The sequence below is a fragment of the Pseudomonas sp. KH_027 genome (genome assembly GCF_057838565.1).
Genome location: NZ_CM174470.1, coordinates 2,975,038 through 2,990,847 on the forward strand (window position 1 = coordinate 2,975,038; position 15,810 = coordinate 2,990,847).

Sequence of the window (15,810 nt, forward strand, 5' to 3'; positions counted from 1 at the left end):
AGAAGTCGTCCAACTCGCGCAGGCACACCGGGGAAAAGATTAAAACGAGGCAGCCAGTAGGGTGGATTAGCCCCGCAGCGGCGTAATCCGCCAAACCAGGCTCCGCAGCCAGTTGGTTCACGGCAGGCGGTGGAAGCCCCTCCGGGGATTCCACCCTACTGACCTGCGCACGTTACCAATCATTTGCGAGCCAGTAGGGTGGATTAGCCGCACAGCGGCGTAATCCACCAAACCAAGCTCGCAGCCAGTTGGTTCACGGCAGGCGGTGGAAGCCCCTCCGGGGATTCCACCCTACTGGTCTAGCCGCTAACGACGACAGGACTCACTCGTCGCGGCGCAAGTCCGGCGGAATCGGCAGGTCCGGCAGCGGCCCGGGGCGCTTGCCCTTGCCGGCCTGGAATTGCCTGAGCTGGTAGACGTAAGCCAACACCTGGGCCACCGCCAGGTAGAGGCCGGCTGGAATCTCATGATCCAGCTCGGTGGAGTGGTACACCGCCCGCGCCAGGCCTGGCGACTCGAGCACCATGACCTTGTGCTGCTGGGCGATCTCACGAATCTTCAGCGCCATGAAATCGCCACCCTTGGCCAACAGCACCGGGGCGTTGCCTTTCTTCGGGTCGTACTTGAGTGCTACGGCAAAGTGCGTGGGGTTGGTAATCACCACGTCCGCTTGCGGTATCGCCGCCATCATCCGCCGCTCGGCCATCTCCCGCTGCATCTGGCGAATGCGCTGCTTGACCTCGGGCTTGCCCTCGCTGTCCTTGTATTCGTCGCGCACTTCCTGCTTGGTCATCATCAGCTTCTGGCGGTTATCCCAGAGCTGGAAAGGCACATCCACCGCGGCGATCAGGATCAGGCCACAGGCCATCCACAGCGCACTCCAGCCCACCACCTGGGCACTGTGCATGATGGCCATTTCCAGCGGCTCATGGGCCATGGCGAGCAGATCGTCCTGATCGGACGAGAGCACCGCCAGCGCAACCAGCAAGACGAGGCTGAACTTGGCCAGGGCCTTGAGCAGTTCCAGCACGGCCTTGGCCGAGAACATCCGTTTAAGCCCTTCCCAGGGGTTCATGCGGCTGAACTTGGGTTGCAGCGCATCGGCCGAGAACAGCCAGCCACCAAGGGCGATCGGCCCGAGGATGGCAGCCACCAGCAAGACCACGAACAGCGGCAGCATCGCCTCCAGCGCGATCTGTATGGATGACATGAACCACAGGCCCATGGCCCGCTCATCCAGCAAGGCTTCGCGCGGCAAGGAAAAGTTGGCCTGCATGATCTTCAGCAGCGCATCGCCCAGGCTACCGCCATAGGCCAGCAGGCCGCCGGCCCCGCCCACCATGATGGCCAGCGTATTCAGCTCGCGGGAACGGGCGACCTGGCCTTTTTCCCGCGACTCCTTGAGCCGTTTCTCGGTGGGGTCTTCACTTTTTTCCGCCCCGCTTTCGCTCTCGGCCATGGCTTATTTCGCCTGCGCCAATTCGCGTAACAGCTGCAGGGCTTCGGTGGCCAGCATCTGGTACTGCACGAGAATATCGGCCATGCCGATCCAGACGATGATCAACCCCATCACCAAGGTCAGCGGAAAACCGATGGAGAAGATGTTCAATTGCGGCGCCGCGCGCGTCATCACACCGAAAGCCAGGTTGACCACCAGCAGCGCCGTGATCGCCGGCAACACCAGTAGCAGGCTGGCGCCCAGCACCCAACCAAGCCGGCCGGCTATTTCCCAGTAGTGCTCGACCATCAGCCCCCCCCCCACCGGCAAGGTCACGAAGCTCTCGGCCAGCACCTCGAACACCACCAGGTGACCGTTCATGGCGAGAAACAGCAAGGTCACCAGCATCAGGTAGAACTGCCCGAGCACCGCCACCGAAACGCCGTTGGTGGGATCGAGCGTGGAGGCGAAGCCCAGGCCCATCTGCGTGGTGACAATCTGCCCGGCAATCACGAACGCGTGGAAAAACAGCTGCAAGGTGAAACCCAGCATGGCGCCAATCAGCACTTCCTGCCCGATCAACATGAACGAGCGCAGGTTGATCGCATCGACCTCGGGCATCGGCGGCAGCGTCGGCATCAGCACCACGCAGAACGCCAGGGACAGGTACAGACGCACGCGCACCGGCACCAGTTGGGTACCGATGATCGGCATGGTCATCAGCAATGCGGCGATGCGAAACATCGGCAGCAGAAAACTGCCGACCCAGCCGCCAATCTGCGCATCGCTCAGATCGAGCATAAGGCTCTGTTGACGTTCAAATGGCGGAGCGCGTTGGAGCGGTGAGGGTGCCTGGCAAGGCGCGGGACGCCGGCAAGGGTCGCTCCAACCTGAAAGGCCGTGCCCCGCAAAGCGCAATACGTCGTTATTCGTCGTTCATCTGGAATGACCAAACCTCTCTCCTCATGCCTAGTCTTGCGCGTTGCGGGGCGACAGCGCGACCGTCATTTAAACGTCATCAGAGCCTAGCTAGCCGATCAACAACGGGATGTTGGTGTACAGGTTGGTGATGTACTCCATGAACGAGCGGATCAGCCATGGGCCGGCCCAGATCAGGGTCACCAACATCACCAGCAAGCGCGGCAGGAAGCTCAGGGTCTGTTCGTTGATCTGCGTGGCCGCCTGGAACATGGCGACGATCAAGCCGACGATCAGGCTCGGCACCACCAGCACGGCGACCATCATGGCTGTGAGCCACAAGGCTTCGCGAAACAGGTCGACGGCAATTTCGGGAGTCATACGCCCTCTCCACACTCAGGCAGACGCCTAGACACCACCGAAACTGCTGGCCAGGGTGCCGATGATTAATGCCCAGCCGTCGATCAGGACGAACAGCATGATCTTGAACGGCAGCGAAATGATCAGCGGCGAGAGCATCATCATGCCCATCGCCATGAGAATACTGGCCACCACCAGATCGATGATCAGAAACGGGATAAAGATCATGAAACCGATCTGGAACGCGGTCTTCAGCTCCGAGGTGACGAACGCCGGAACCAGAATGGTCAGCGGCGCCTGCTCCGGGCTGGCGATATCGGTGCGCTTGGAGAGACGCATGAACAGTTCGAGATCCGAGGAACGGGTCTGCGCCAGCATGAAGTTCTTGATCGGCACTTCGGCCTTATTGATCGCCTCCCGGGCCGGCAACTGCTCGTTCAGGTAGGGCTGCAAGGCATCGCGATTAATCTGGTCGAACACCGGCGCCATGATGAACAGGGTCAGGAACATCGCCAGACCGATCAGGATCTGGTTCGACGGCGTCTGCTGCAGGCCCAGGGCCTGCCGCAGAATGGAAAACACGATGATGATCCGGGTGAAACTGGTCATCAGCATGACGAAGGCCGGGATGAAACTCAGCGCCGTCATGATCAGCAGGATCTGCAGGCTTACCGAATATTCCTGCTGCCCTTCGGCATTGGTCGACAGCGTGATCGCGGAAATCGACAGCGGGTCATCGGCAGCGAATGCCAAGGGCGCGGCCAGCACGAACAACAGCGCCAGCAAAATGCGCAACGGACTCATCAAGGCTTGTCCTTCTGATCCTTGCCCAACAGCTCCATCAGGCGCTGGGCGAACTCGGGTGTAGCAGCCTCACCGTCCGGCAATTGCACCGGCTCCTTGAGCACATGCAAAGGCGTGATCCGCCCGGCACTCAAGCCAAGCAGAATCTGCTCGTTACCCACCTGCACCAGCACCAGGCGGTCGCGAGGGCCCAGGGCCTGGCTGGCAAGCAGCTTGATGACCTGACCACCGCGCGGCACGATCTGCTGCACCCTGCGCAACAGCCAGGCGAGCAGGAAAATCAGGCCGATCACCAGCAGCAGGCCCAGCAGCAGCTGTACCAGTTGCCCACCGATGCCACTGCCGGCCAGCGGCGCGACCGCTTGCGGCGCAGACTCGGCGGCCAGCGCGGCGAATGGCTGACTCAAGACAAGACCCAGAAGTACGTGCGCTCTGTGCATGGTTTCAGCGCAGCTTCTTGATGCGTTCGCTCGGGCTGATCACATCGGTCAGCCGGATACCAAACTTCTCGTTGACCACCACCACTTCGCCATGGGCGATCAGGGTGCCGTTGACCAGCACATCCAGGGGTTCACCGGCCAGACGATCGAGCTCGATCACCGAGCCCTGATTGAGTTGCAGCAGGTTGCGGATAGTGATTTCAGTGTTGCCGACCTCCATGGAAATCGACACCGGGATATCGAGAATCACATCCAGGTTCGGCCCGTCCAGGCTGACCGGCAAGTTGGATTTCGCCACGCTGCCGAACTCTTCCAGCGGCGCACGCGGCGCCGAAGGCTCCGCCCCAGCGCCGCTTTGCGCCAGCATCGCGTCAATATCGTCCTGGCTGGCATCATCGCCTGCCTCGGAGAGTGCCGCCGCCCATTCATCGGCCAAAGCCTGCTCTTCGGGGGTGGTATGTGAGTCGTCTGCCATGTTGCGGGTCCTCGCCTTGCTTTAACCGGGGTTACATCCGAATGGGGTTCAATCGACCGTCAACGTTAGCGCTCGATCGGTTCCAACACTTGAAACGCCAGGTTGCCCTTGTGCGCCCCGAGCTTGACCTTGAAGGCCGGCACGCCGCTGGCGCGCATGACCATGATGTCGGTCATTTCCACCGGGATCACATCCCCGGGCTGCATATGCAAAATATCCCGCAGGCGCAGTTGACGCCGCGCAATGGTGGCACTGAGCGGCACGCTGACGTCGAGAATGTCCCCGCGCAGGGCTTTCACCCAACGCTCGTCCTGATCATCGACATCCGACTGGAAGCCGGCATCGAGCATGTCGCGGATCGGTTCGATCATCGAATAGGGCATGGTCACATGCAGGTCACCGCCACCACCGTCCAGTTCGATATGGAAAGTCGACACCACCACCACTTCACTGGGACTGACGATATTGGCCAGTGCAGGGTTCACTTCCGAGTTCATGTACTCGAAATTGACGTCCATGACCGCGTGCCAGGCTTCCTTCAGGTCGATAAAGGCCTGATCCAGCACCATGCGCACGACGCGCAGTTCGGTCGGGGTGAACTCGCGGCCTTCGATCTTGGCGTGCCGGCCATCCCCGCCGAAAAAGTTGTCCACCAGCTTGAACACCAGCTTGGCATCCAGAATGAACAGCCCGGTGCCGCGCAACGGTTTCATCTTCACCAGGTTGAGGCTGGTCGGTACGTACAGCGAATGCACGTACTCGCCGAACTTCATCACCTGCACGCCGCCCACCGCCACGTCCGCCGAGCGGCGCAACAGGTTGAACATGCTGATACGGGTATAACGGGCGAAACGCTCGTTGATCATTTCCAGGGTCGGCATCCGTCCGCGGACGATGCGATCCTGGCTGGACAGGTCATAACTTTTGACGCTGCCGGGTATTGCCGCGTCTTCGGTTTCGACAGCGCCGTCATCGACACCGTGTAAAAGGGCGTCGATCTCATCCTGGGACAACAGGTCTTGGACGGCCATCGGCAGTACCTACTGTAAGACGAAGTTAGTGAAGAGCACTTGTTCGACGGTCACGTTGCCCGTCTCCTTCTGCGCCAACTCCTGCACACTGGCGGTCGCCAGCTGGCGGAGCATTTCCTTGCCTACCGGGGTAGCCAAGGAGTCAAAATCCTGACCGGAAAACAGCATCACCAGGTTGTTGCGCAGCACTGGCATATGCACTTTCAACGCATCCAGCAGCTTCTGGTCACGGGCCATCAAGGCAATACTGACCTGCATGTAGCGCTGCCGCCCCTTGTAGTTGAAGTTGACGATAAAGGCGGGCGCGAGCATTTCGTAAATGGCCGGTTGCTTGGTCGGCGCCGCGTGTTCGCCAGTGCTGCCCTCCTCGCTCTTGGCCTCTTCCTTGTGCTCGCCTTTGCTGAGCAGGAACCAGGTGCCGCCCACCGATAAGCCGATCGCCAGTACCAGCCCGAGGACTATCAGGATGATGAGCTTCAATTTGCCGTTGCCAGCCTTTGCAGCTGCAGCATCTGGCAGGGTTTGCGCGCTGTCTTTCTTAGCCATGCCAATAATCCGTCACTGATCGGAGTTCTATCCGCGTTCAAAGGGTTAGGAGCAAGTGTTATGCCAGCTTGAAAAACAAGCGGCCAAGAGACTGTTCAGGTCACAGCCGCACGCAGCTCAGACAAGGTAAATAGGGCAGAGGAAGCGGGCCATGCAAGCACATACATGAGCATCCCGAGGCCATTTTCACGCAGCATGGCCGAGTGCAAGCAATCTACCGACAGTTTCCGGCGCAGAACACCATAACTCGCGCAGCGGATATACCAGCCTGGCCACCCGCTGTCACCCAAAACGAGTTCGCCCGGCGACCTGAGGACACCGGGCGAACTCATTCAGATCAGAACGCAGCCCATTCCGGACGCTCACCGATTCAACGCCGGCTCAGCACTGCCTGGACCAGCGGCCACAGCAGCCGGCGCAAAGAGGCTCAGGCGTAGTAATCCACCAACCCACGGCCACCGGCCAGCGCGGCGCCGCGCACCTCGCTTGTCGCCAGCGGCAGATCGTCCTCAGCACCGCCCAACAGGTCACCGCGCGAACCGCCTCGGCCCTGACCATCGCCGCCACCCTGGCCTTGCCAGCCACGGTTCAGCGACTGGTCGGAAACGTTGACATCCAAGGTGTTCATGCCCTGCTGGGTGAACATCTCGCGCAAACGGTGCATCTGCCCTTCCAAGGCATCCCGCACCCCCGCGTTAGGGCTGGCGAAGGTGACTTGCGCCTGATCCTGCTGCAAGCTGATCCGCACCTCCAAACGACCCAGGTCTGCTGGGTCCAACTGAATCTCGGCGGATTTTAGGTTCTGGCTGGACAACCACATCACCCGATCCACCACCGCCTCGGTCCAACCACTTTGCTGCATCGGTATCGGCTGACCAGGAACCAGGGCCGCGCGCGGAGTCTGGGCGACCACCTGGTTCAGCACGTTGGGCTTGCCGGCCAAGTTATCCGTACGGACATCGTTGGCGCTCGCGGTGTCTTTCAGCGCATCCAGACTTTCAGTCGCCAGCTCGGCGAACGGCAGCTCCACTGGGGCCTCACCCTCGTCAGTCAGCGCCGCCTGATCCGCAAAGGCGGCCATCGCCGTGGCGAAATGCTGTCCCGCGCTCAATGCCGTTTGCGTTGCCGCGGCATTCGGCGCGACATTCGGCACGGCCTGTTGCTGCGCCGCAGCCTGCGCCTTGGCGCCAAGCTCAAGCACCATTTTCACGCCTGGCAATTCACTCAGCGCGTCCAACTCGGGGTCATGACCCGCGATGTTGATGGCCGCCGGCCCGGAACTGTTGAGACTGCCCAGCACGCCTGGCAAAACCTGCTCGCCCTCACCTTCGGCGCGGGCGGCAATCTGTTCCTCTATCGGCAGCTGTTGACCGGCCATCGCCATCAACAGCATTGGATCGAGAACGAGATCAGGCTGCACCGGATCGGTCGGCAAGGGATTGCCGCTATCGGCAACCTGCGGCTCGCCAGCGGTTGCCATGGTGCCTGGGTCGGCTTCGCACTCCGACTCGCTGGTTTTCTCGCGATTGGGTTTGGCTGCCGCTTCGCTACGCTCGACAGATTTTGCCTGACGCTCCTTGGCATACACCTGAGCGAAGCTGGAGGCCTCATTCTTAGCGGGTTCGGCCGGTTTCGCCGGGGCTTTCGCCGCAGACGCCTTAGGCCTTACTTCGGGTGCGGGCTTAAGAAGCAGATCGGGGGCAACGGACATGGGCACTCTCCGTGCGGATGGGTTCGTGCCAGGGATATAGCAAGGCTTGGGCCAAGTATGCAGCGAAGGCTATAAAGCTCGCACTAAGTGCGCGGCAGGGCGAAACGCTGTCGCTCGGACTTGAAGAGGATGCGCACGATGGCGAATTCGCGCTCGATCTGCTCGATCAGCTCCGGCGCCTCGATCAGCAGATCGCGCCGGCCGAATTCTTCCAACTGTTTGCACAACCCGGCCAGCAGCGGCGCGCCCATGTTGCTGCAACTGCCCTTGAAACTGTGCGCCGTCAGCCGCAGGCTCTGCGCATCGCGCTCGCGCTGCGCGACATGCAGCAAGCGCAGACGTTCTTCGGAGTCCGCCAGGAAGGTATCCAGCAACAACGGGTACTCATCCTCCATGACATCCTGCAAGGCGGCCAGCACGGTGCTGTCGAGATGAATGTCGGACACTTGCTCACTCCTTGATCAAGGTACGACCGATTATGCCTGATCCGACCAGGAAAACTCCACGCTGACGCCCCGCCCGTCATCCGGCCAGACGCAGCGCTCCGTCAGCTCCTGCACCAGGCTCAGGCCGCGTCCGCAGAGGCTGCCCGCAACGCGTTGCTGCTCCAGCACACGCTGCACGTCAAAGCCTAGGCCACTGTCCTCGACCCGCACGATCAGCCGGCCACCGCCGGGTTCCGGCAGCAGTTCCAGGTGAAAGCGCACATAGCCCTCACCCAGGGCGGCCAAGCGTTCGCTGCGTTCGCGGTAATAGTCGGCGAAGCCCGCCGCATCGGATTTAAGCGCTGAATCGAGACCCAGGACCCCATGCTCCAAAGCATTCGAGTAGAGCTCCGCCAGCACGCTGTACAGCGGCCCGCCCTGGTCACGCAAGCCTTGCACTTCGAGCAGCAATTGCAGCAGGAACGGCAGCGGATTGAAGCGCTTGAGGGTTTGCGCACGAAACTCGAAACTGGCTGACCAGTCCAGCGGACTGCACTGCCCGCTGTCGGCGAACGCCAGCGGCGGGCTAGGCAAGGCGCCGGCTTCGACCAGGCAGAGCTCGACCATGCTGACATCATCCTGGGCCTCGCCACGAAAACCGATCAATGCCTGTTGGATTTCCTCGAACAGCTGATCCGGCTGGCGATTGGCGGCGAACACCGCCAACAGGCGTTCTTCGCCAAATAGCTGGCCGGCATCGTTGCAGGTTTCCAACACCCCGTCGGAGAGCAGGAACAGCCGATCCCCCAACTCCAGCGGGTAGATCTCGCAACGGTCATCGAAAACCGTCGGCTCCAGCACCCCCAACGGCAAATGCCGGGAAACCAACGGAGTTCGCTCGCCACTGGCAATACGGTGCAGGTAACCATCCGGCAGCCCGCCATTCCAGACCTCGACCACCCGCCGTTGAAAGCTCAGGTTGAGCAGCGTCGCGCAGCAGAACACCCCCAGTGGCAGGATGCGCTTGAGCTTGGCATTCACCTCGCGGAGGATTTCCGCCAGGGAGTAACCCTTGGCGGTCATACCGTAGAACACTTCCGCCAGCGGCATGGCGCCGATCGCCGCCGGCAAGCCGTGGCCGGTAAAGTCGCCGAGCAGTACATGCATACCGCCGGAAGGCTTGAACGCCGCCAACAGCAGGTCACCGTTGAACAGGGCATAAGGCGATTGCAGGTAACGGATATTCGACGCACTGAGACAGCCCGAGTGGGCAACCTTGTCGAATACCGCTTTGGCCACACGCTGCTCGGTCAGCAGGTGCTCGTTGTGCCTGGCAATCAGGTCGCGCTGTTCCAGCACGGTCGCTTGCAGGCGGCGCAGGCGATCCATGGCCTTGATCTTGGCTTCGAGAATGACCCGGTTATAGGGCTTGGCGAGAAAGTCGTCGCCACCGGCCTCCAGGCAACGCACCAAGGCCTCCCCCTCGGTCAGCGAGGTGAGGAAAATGATCGGCACCAGCGCCTCGCCAGCCACCTGCTTGATACGCCGGGCCGCATCGAAGCCATCCATCACCGGCATCAGGGCGTCCATGAGCACCAGCTGCGGCCGTTCGAGCTCGAACAGCCCCACGGCCTCCAAGCCGTTGCTGGCGGTCAGTACACGATGCCCCTGACGGCTGACAATGGTCGACAACAGCATCCGATCGGCCGCGTTGTCCTCGGCGATCAGGATGGACAGACGCTCGGCCATCGGGGCAGCCCTATGCGATTTTGAACAACTGTTCGAAGTTGGAAATGGCGAGAATCTTGCGCACATCGGCATTGCAGTTGACCAGGCTGATCTGCGCGTGGTCACCACCGGCATGATCACGCAGCAACAGCAGCATGCCCAAGGCCGAACTGTCGAGGTAGGTAGTACTATCGAGGTCGACGACATAGCGCTTCGGGCTGACATTCACCCGCTCGTAAGCGTCGCGAAACTCCTGGTGCGCGCCAAAATCAAAACGTCCCTGAATCCGAATGATCAACTCTTGCCCATCGGTCGAGGGCAACGAAGTGATGGCCATGAAACACTCCCTATGCAGCGGAAACCAATGATTTTATTCGCACGACCTGCTAGCAGATGTAGCACCGAGACTCGCCAGCAGCAACCACAATCAACCGTGATCACGTCCCAGTAGCCGCTGCGACAACTCATCGAGCAGCTTCTGCTCGCGCTTATCCGCGGCCACACGGGCCTCGTCAAGGTAACGCTGAACCAGTTTGCGCAGGCCTTCCAGCCGCGCATAACGTTGCTGCCAGAGCGCACGGGCCTTGTGCAGGTTATCGCGATTCCAGGCCACGCTCTGACTTTGTTGCGCAATCGCCGCTTCCAACTGCGCAAGAAAGCGCTGGTAGTTCATCAGCCATTGCCCCGAGACGCCCTGGCGACCTTCGGTAAGCCACTGCTGCTGGTAATCGGCCAGGTAGCGGTGCAAATCCTTGAGCTTGCCCTCGGCCTGGTTCAATAACGCCTGGCAGTGGCCAAGCTGTCGGACGGCCTCACGCTCTTCGCGCTCAGCCATGTCGATGACCGGAGCCAGTCGCGTTGCTCGGCTTTGCAGCATTTAACTGAACCTCAACCGCTCGGTGCTGCTGGATTGAAGACCGCGGCCAAGTGTGCACGGCTCTGTGCCTGGCTTTCATTATCGTTCAAGCCCTGACGCAGGTATTGAACCATCGCCGGATGACGGGCGATCGCCAAGTCGGTTTCCGCATCACCGCCCGGCACATAGGCGCCCACGCTGATCAGATCGCGGCTTTGCTGGTAACGCGACCACAATTGTTTGAAGCGCTGGGCGTTGCGCATGTGCTCGGCATCCACCACCTGCGGCATCACCCGACTGATGGACGCCTCGATGTCGATGGCCGGGTAATGCCCCTCCTCCGCCAGGCGCCGCGACAACACGAAGTGGCCGTCGAGCACGCCACGCGCCGCATCGGCGATCGGATCCTGCTGGTCATCGCCCTCCGACAGTACAGTGTAGAAGGCCGTGATCGAACCACCACCGGCTTCGGCATTACCGGCGCGTTCCACCAACTTAGGCAATTTAGCGAACACCGAAGGCGGATAACCCTTGGTCGCCGGCGGCTCGCCGATGGCCAGAGCGATCTCGCGTTGCGCCTGGGCAAAACGGGTCAAGGAATCCATCAACAGCAGTACATTCTTACCCTTGTCGCGAAAATATTCGGCGATGCGGGTGCAGTACATGGCCGCGCGCAAGCGCATCAGCGGCGCATCGTCGGCCGGGGACGCCACCACCACCGAGCGTTTCATGCCTTCCTCGCCGAGGATATGCTCGATGAACTCCTTGACCTCGCGCCCGCGCTCGCCGATCAGCCCGACCACGATGATGTCCGCCTCGGTGAAGCGCGTCATCATGCCGAGCAGCACGCTCTTGCCCACCCCGGTACCGGCGAACAGGCCGAGGCGCTGGCCGCGACCGACGGTCAGCAGCCCGTTGATGCTGCGAATGCCGACGTCCAATGGCTGGTCGATAGGGTGACGCTTGAGCGGGTTGATCGTCGGGCCATCGATCGGCACCCAGTCCTCGGCCTTCATCCGGCCCTTGCCGTCCAGTGCACTGCCTACGCCATCGAGCACCCGGCCGAGCATCGACATGCCCATCGGCAGCCGACCGCTGTCCGGTAGTGGCACCACTCGGGCACCCGGTGCGATGCCCGCCAGGCTACCGACCGGCATGAGGAAAATCTTGCCATTGGCAAAGCCCATCACCTCGGCTTCAACCTGCACCGGGTGGTAGCTGTCACTGTTGATCACCAGGCAGCGGCTGCCGAGGGCGGCGCGCAGGCCCTCAGCTTCGAGCGTCAGGCCGACCATGCGCAGCAGGCGGCCCTCGACTACCGGCTGGGAGGGCAGCTGTACCGCCTCGCTGTAGCCGACCATGCGCTTGGCGAAGCTGATGCGCTCAAGGCGCATGGGGCGGCTCTAGGCTGGCACTGAGGTCCACCTGGATATCGGCGGCGGCAGGGTGCGTAGCTTGCTCGCGCTGCTGCTCGAACAGTTGCTTGAACACCTGCGCCAGCCGGGTCTCGATGCTCGCATCGATCTGACTGTGTTCGGATTCGAGCCGGCAGCCGCCCGCCTGCAGGGCTTCGTCTTCGAGGATACGCCAGGTCTCTTCGTGGCGTTCGCGTAGGGCTTTGACCATCTCGAAATCTTGCGGGTTGATATGGATGCGCACATTGCCCGCGCCCATCGGCAGCAACTTCAACGCCTCGCGCAGGACCTGGCGAATCTGGCTGGAATCGGTACTGAGTTCACGCTGGATCACCTGCCGAGCCATCTGGGTGACCAGGTTGACCAGGACCTGCTCGAGCTGTTGATCCTGCTCGGCGATAGGGTCGAACAGCTGCGTCATCAGCAACTCCAGGCTCGCCAGCTTGGAATTCAGCGCGACCTCGGCCTCCTGCTTGGCTTTCAACTGCCCGGCATGGAAGCCATCTTTCTCGCCCGTGCTGAAGCCTTCGTTGTAGGCCTCCTGGCGGATCACCTCCAACTCATCCAGGGTCAAGGGTTTGACGCTCTCCAAGGAGACGTCTTCACCTTCACTGTTCGACTGCGGCTCGCTCAGCGCCACGCCTTCGTCGGCGACTTCGGCACTCGCCTCGACGGCTGGCGACGAACCTTCGGGGTCGAAGCTCGGCAACGCCCAGCGATCGAACGCGCTGACGTCCTTGGCGCGAATCAACTCGCTGGGAGCATCCTTGTTGACCATACGAACTTAGACCATTTCTTCGCCGCCCTTACCACCGAGGACAATCTCCCCGGCTTCGGCCATACGGCGGGCGATGGTGAGAATTTCCTTCTGCGCCGTCTCGACATCGCTGACGCGCACCGGCCCACGGGCTTCCAGATCGTCGCGCAGCAGCTCGGCAGCGCGTTTGGACATGTTCTTGAAGACCTTTTCCTTGATCGCCTCGTCCGCACCCTTGAGGGCCAGCACCAGCACATCGGAAGACACCTCGCGCAGCAGCGCCTGGATGCCGCGGTCGTCGACGTCGGCCAGGTTGTCGAAGACGAACATCAGGTCTTCGATCTGCGTCGACAGGTCTTCATCGACCTCGCGGATCGAGTCCATCAACTGGCCTTCGACCGAGCTGTCGAGGAAGTTCATGATATCCGCCGCGCGCTTGACGCCGCCCATGGTCGCCCGGGTGGTGTTGGCACTGCCGGAGAACTGCTTCTCGAGGATCAGGTTGAGTTCTTTCAGCGCCGCGGGCTGCACCGTGTTCAAGGAGGACACGCGCAGGACGATATCCAGGCGCACCTTGTGGTCGAAGTGCCCGAGCACCTCGCCGGCCTGATCCGGGTCGAGGTACGCCACCACGATGGCCTGAATCTGCGGGTGCTCGTAACGAATCACGTCCGCCACCGCCCGCGGCTCCATCCACTTCAGGCTGTCCAGGCCACTGGTGCTGCCGCCCAGCAGGATGCGGTCGATCAGGCTGCCGGCCTTATCTTCGCCCAGCGCCTGGGTCAGCATCTTGCGGATGTAGCTGTCGGCGCCGACGCCGACGCTGGTCTGGTCGCCGACCGTCTCGACGAACTCGCCCATCACCTGCTCGACCTGCTCGCGCTGCACGTTGCGCATGTGCGCCATGGCCACGCCGACCTTCTGCACTTCCTTGGGCCCCAGGTGCCGCAGCACTTGCGCGGCATCGGTCTCACCGAGGGAGAGCAGCAGGATGGCGGCCTTTTCGACCTTGTTCAGTTTGGTGGCGACGCGGTTATCACTCATCAGCGTTAATCCACTCTTTGACGACTTGAGCTACCCGACCCGGGTCTTCAGCCACCAGGCCCTTGATCGCATTCAGTTGCGCATCATACCCTTCGGAAGGACTGGGCAGCAGGATGCTCTGCGGCCCGCCGAGGCTGACACGGTCAGCCGAGAGCTCGCCCTCCAGCCCACCCATCTCGCCCAGCTCGACGTCGCCATTGCGACCGCCGTGGGCGCCGCTGCCATGCTTGCCGCCGCCGGTGATGTTGTTCAGCACCGGGCGGAGCACGAACCAGACCAGGATAAAGATCAATAAAGCCGGGAACAGCTGCTTGAGCGCGCCCATCGCCATCAGGAACAGTTCGCTCTGGTACCAGGGCATCTCGATGACCGCTTCGCCGGCACTGGCGGTGAACGCGGTATTGATCACGCTGACGCTGTCGCCACGGCTGGCATCGAAGCCAACGGAGTCCTGCACCAGGCGGGTGAAGCGGGCCAGGTCGGCAGCACTCCAGGGAACCTGGGTGGTTTCACCGGTTTTGGCATCGATTTTCAGCTGATCGTCGACCACCACCGCCACCGACAGTCGGCGCAGACGGCCCTGCTGCTGCTTGGTATGGCTGATCGAGCGATCCAGTTCGAAGTTGCGGGTGGACTGTTCACGCTTGTCCGCCGGGTATGGTGCCAGTTTCGCCTGACCGGTCGCCGGGTCGATCACCTGTTGACCATTGGCATCCAACAAAGGCTGACCAGCCGCCACCGGGCCGGCTGGCGCAGCCGCGCCTGCGGCCGCATTGGCTTGCGCCGGGGCGCTCGCAGCACTGGGCGGTTGATTGCTCAGCGCGCCCGGCACGCCTTGCGGCGGCAAGCTGCTCTGACGCTCTTCATTGACCTTCTGTTCGCTGCGCAGCGCCGGCTGATCCGGGTTAAACATCTCCGAAGTGGATTCCACCGCGCTGAAGTCCACATCCGCGGACACCTCGGCCTTGTAGCGGCCGCTGCCCAGTACCGGTTGCAGGATGTTGTCCACGCGCTGGGTGAACAGACTCTCCATGCGGCGGCTGTAGTCGAATTGCTTGCCGGCCATGCTCAGCTCGGACAGCTCCTGCTGATCAGAAAGCAGGTTGCCCTTCTGGTCGACCACGGTGATCTGCGACTTGCTCAGCTCCGGCACGCTGGTGGCGATCAGGTTGACGATCGCCATCACCTGGCTCGGCTCCAGCGAGCGCCCCGAATACAACTCGACCAGCACCGAAGCGCTGGGTTTGCGTTCATCGCGAACGAACACCGAACTCTTGGGGATGGCCAGGTGTACGCGCGCGGCCTTGACGTTATTCAAGCTCGATACGGTGCGCGCCAATTCGCCTTCCAACCCGCGACGATAGCGGGTGGCTTCCATGAACTGGCTGGTACCGAGGCCTTGTTCCTGGTCGAGGATTTCAAAACCGAGGTTGCCGTCACGCGCCGCCACCCCGGCCCCCGCCAGTTTCAGGCGGGCGCGGGAGACATCCTCAGCCTTGACCAGCAGCGCGCCGGAGTTGGGTTCGATGGTGTAAGGAATATCGGAGGCGGTCAGGGTTTCGGTCACCTGTTTGGCATCCATGCCTTCGAGGCTGCCATACAGGGGCCGGTAATCGGGCTGTTGCGACCAGAGCACCACGGCAAAACCAATCGCCACGCTCGCCGCCAGACCGACCAACAGGCCGATCTGCCGAAGCATGGTCATCTCGGACATGTTCTCCAGAAAAGCCAAGCCGAACAGCGGCTTTTTCGGCTCCCCTGCGCCCGCCTTGACCGGTACGTTACTGAGCGCTGCGTCTGCCATTTCTCAATCTCACTCCTTTATTCCGGTTCCAGATCATGCATACCGCGGAGGTCGGCCA

The 15,810-nt window shown here is 61.8% G+C and carries 17 protein-coding genes; all 17 read right to left on the bottom strand.

The window, feature by feature from the left end; genetic code table 11:
- Positions 1-322: 322 nt before the first annotated feature.
- The 17 genes from flhB to fliF all read right to left on the bottom strand — a co-directional run bounded on the left by flhB (position 323) and on the right by fliF (position 15,752).
- Positions 323-1,459, bottom strand: a complete 1,137-nt coding sequence (gene flhB / locus AC3IYG_RS13960; RefSeq protein WP_489309308.1) for a flagellar biosynthesis protein FlhB — start codon at positions 1,457-1,459, stop codon at positions 323-325.
- 3 nt (positions 1,460-1,462) lie between these two features.
- Complete coding sequence (gene fliR / locus AC3IYG_RS13965) at positions 1,463-2,239, bottom strand: flagellar biosynthetic protein FliR (protein WP_489309310.1); 777 nt, start codon at positions 2,237-2,239, stop codon at positions 1,463-1,465.
- Between the two features lie 228 nt (positions 2,240-2,467).
- The gene (gene fliQ, locus AC3IYG_RS13970) at positions 2,468-2,737 is read right to left on the bottom strand and encodes a flagellar biosynthesis protein FliQ (RefSeq protein WP_489309312.1); all 270 of its coding nucleotides are present in this window, start codon (positions 2,735-2,737) and stop codon (positions 2,468-2,470) included.
- 27 nt (positions 2,738-2,764) lie between these two features.
- A complete protein-coding gene (gene fliP / locus AC3IYG_RS13975; protein WP_489309314.1) occupies positions 2,765-3,520 on the bottom strand; it encodes a flagellar type III secretion system pore protein FliP in 756 nt (251 codons plus the stop codon).
- Complete coding sequence (fliO, locus tag AC3IYG_RS13980; protein ID WP_489309316.1) at positions 3,520-3,960, bottom strand: flagellar biosynthetic protein FliO; 441 nt, start codon at positions 3,958-3,960, stop codon at positions 3,520-3,522. Before fliO ends, fliP begins: the two co-directional genes overlap by 1 nt.
- 4 nt (positions 3,961-3,964) lie before the next feature.
- Positions 3,965-4,435, bottom strand: coding sequence for a flagellar motor switch protein FliN (gene fliN, locus AC3IYG_RS13985; RefSeq protein WP_489309318.1), 471 nt, complete (start codon positions 4,433-4,435; stop codon positions 3,965-3,967).
- Between the two features lie 65 nt (positions 4,436-4,500).
- On the bottom strand, positions 4,501-5,466 hold the full coding sequence (gene fliM / locus AC3IYG_RS13990; RefSeq protein WP_489309320.1) for a flagellar motor switch protein FliM: 966 nt from the start codon (positions 5,464-5,466) through the stop codon (positions 4,501-4,503).
- Between the two features lie 9 nt (positions 5,467-5,475).
- Positions 5,476-6,012 (bottom strand): flagellar basal body-associated protein FliL, encoded by a 537-nt coding sequence (fliL, locus tag AC3IYG_RS13995; RefSeq protein WP_489309322.1) that lies wholly within the window; start codon positions 6,010-6,012, stop codon positions 5,476-5,478.
- A gap of 427 nt (positions 6,013-6,439) precedes the next feature.
- Complete coding sequence (locus AC3IYG_RS14000; RefSeq protein WP_489309324.1) at positions 6,440-7,723, bottom strand: flagellar hook-length control protein FliK; 1,284 nt, start codon at positions 7,721-7,723, stop codon at positions 6,440-6,442.
- Positions 7,724-7,806: 83 nt separating this feature from the next.
- Positions 7,807-8,169 (bottom strand): Hpt domain-containing protein, encoded by a 363-nt coding sequence (locus AC3IYG_RS14005; protein WP_489309326.1) that lies wholly within the window; start codon positions 8,167-8,169, stop codon positions 7,807-7,809.
- Positions 8,170-8,199: 30 nt separating this feature from the next.
- Positions 8,200-9,897: a SpoIIE family protein phosphatase gene (locus AC3IYG_RS14010; protein ID WP_489309328.1), complete on the bottom strand. Its 1,698-nt coding sequence runs from the start codon at positions 9,895-9,897 to the stop codon at positions 8,200-8,202.
- Positions 9,898-9,907: 10 nt separating this feature from the next.
- A complete protein-coding gene (locus tag AC3IYG_RS14015) occupies positions 9,908-10,213 on the bottom strand; it encodes an STAS domain-containing protein (RefSeq protein WP_489309330.1) in 306 nt (101 codons plus the stop codon).
- A 90-nt stretch (positions 10,214-10,303) separates the two neighbouring features.
- Positions 10,304-10,753, bottom strand: a complete 450-nt coding sequence (gene fliJ, locus AC3IYG_RS14020; RefSeq protein ID WP_489309332.1) for a flagellar export protein FliJ — start codon at positions 10,751-10,753, stop codon at positions 10,304-10,306.
- Positions 10,754-10,764: 11 nt separating this feature from the next.
- Positions 10,765-12,126 (bottom strand): flagellar protein export ATPase FliI, encoded by a 1,362-nt coding sequence (gene fliI, locus AC3IYG_RS14025; protein ID WP_489309334.1) that lies wholly within the window; start codon positions 12,124-12,126, stop codon positions 10,765-10,767.
- A complete protein-coding gene (gene fliH / locus AC3IYG_RS14030) occupies positions 12,116-12,925 on the bottom strand; it encodes a flagellar assembly protein FliH (RefSeq protein ID WP_489309336.1) in 810 nt (269 codons plus the stop codon). Before fliH ends, fliI begins: the two co-directional genes overlap by 11 nt.
- A 6-nt stretch (positions 12,926-12,931) precedes the next feature.
- Positions 12,932-13,948, bottom strand: coding sequence for a flagellar motor switch protein FliG (gene fliG, locus AC3IYG_RS14035; protein ID WP_489309338.1), 1,017 nt, complete (start codon positions 13,946-13,948; stop codon positions 12,932-12,934).
- Positions 13,941-15,752: a flagellar basal-body MS-ring/collar protein FliF gene (gene fliF / locus AC3IYG_RS14040; protein WP_489309340.1), complete on the bottom strand. Its 1,812-nt coding sequence runs from the start codon at positions 15,750-15,752 to the stop codon at positions 13,941-13,943. The genes fliG and fliF overlap by 8 nt, the downstream gene beginning before the upstream one ends.
- Positions 15,753-15,810 lie beyond the last annotated feature (58 nt).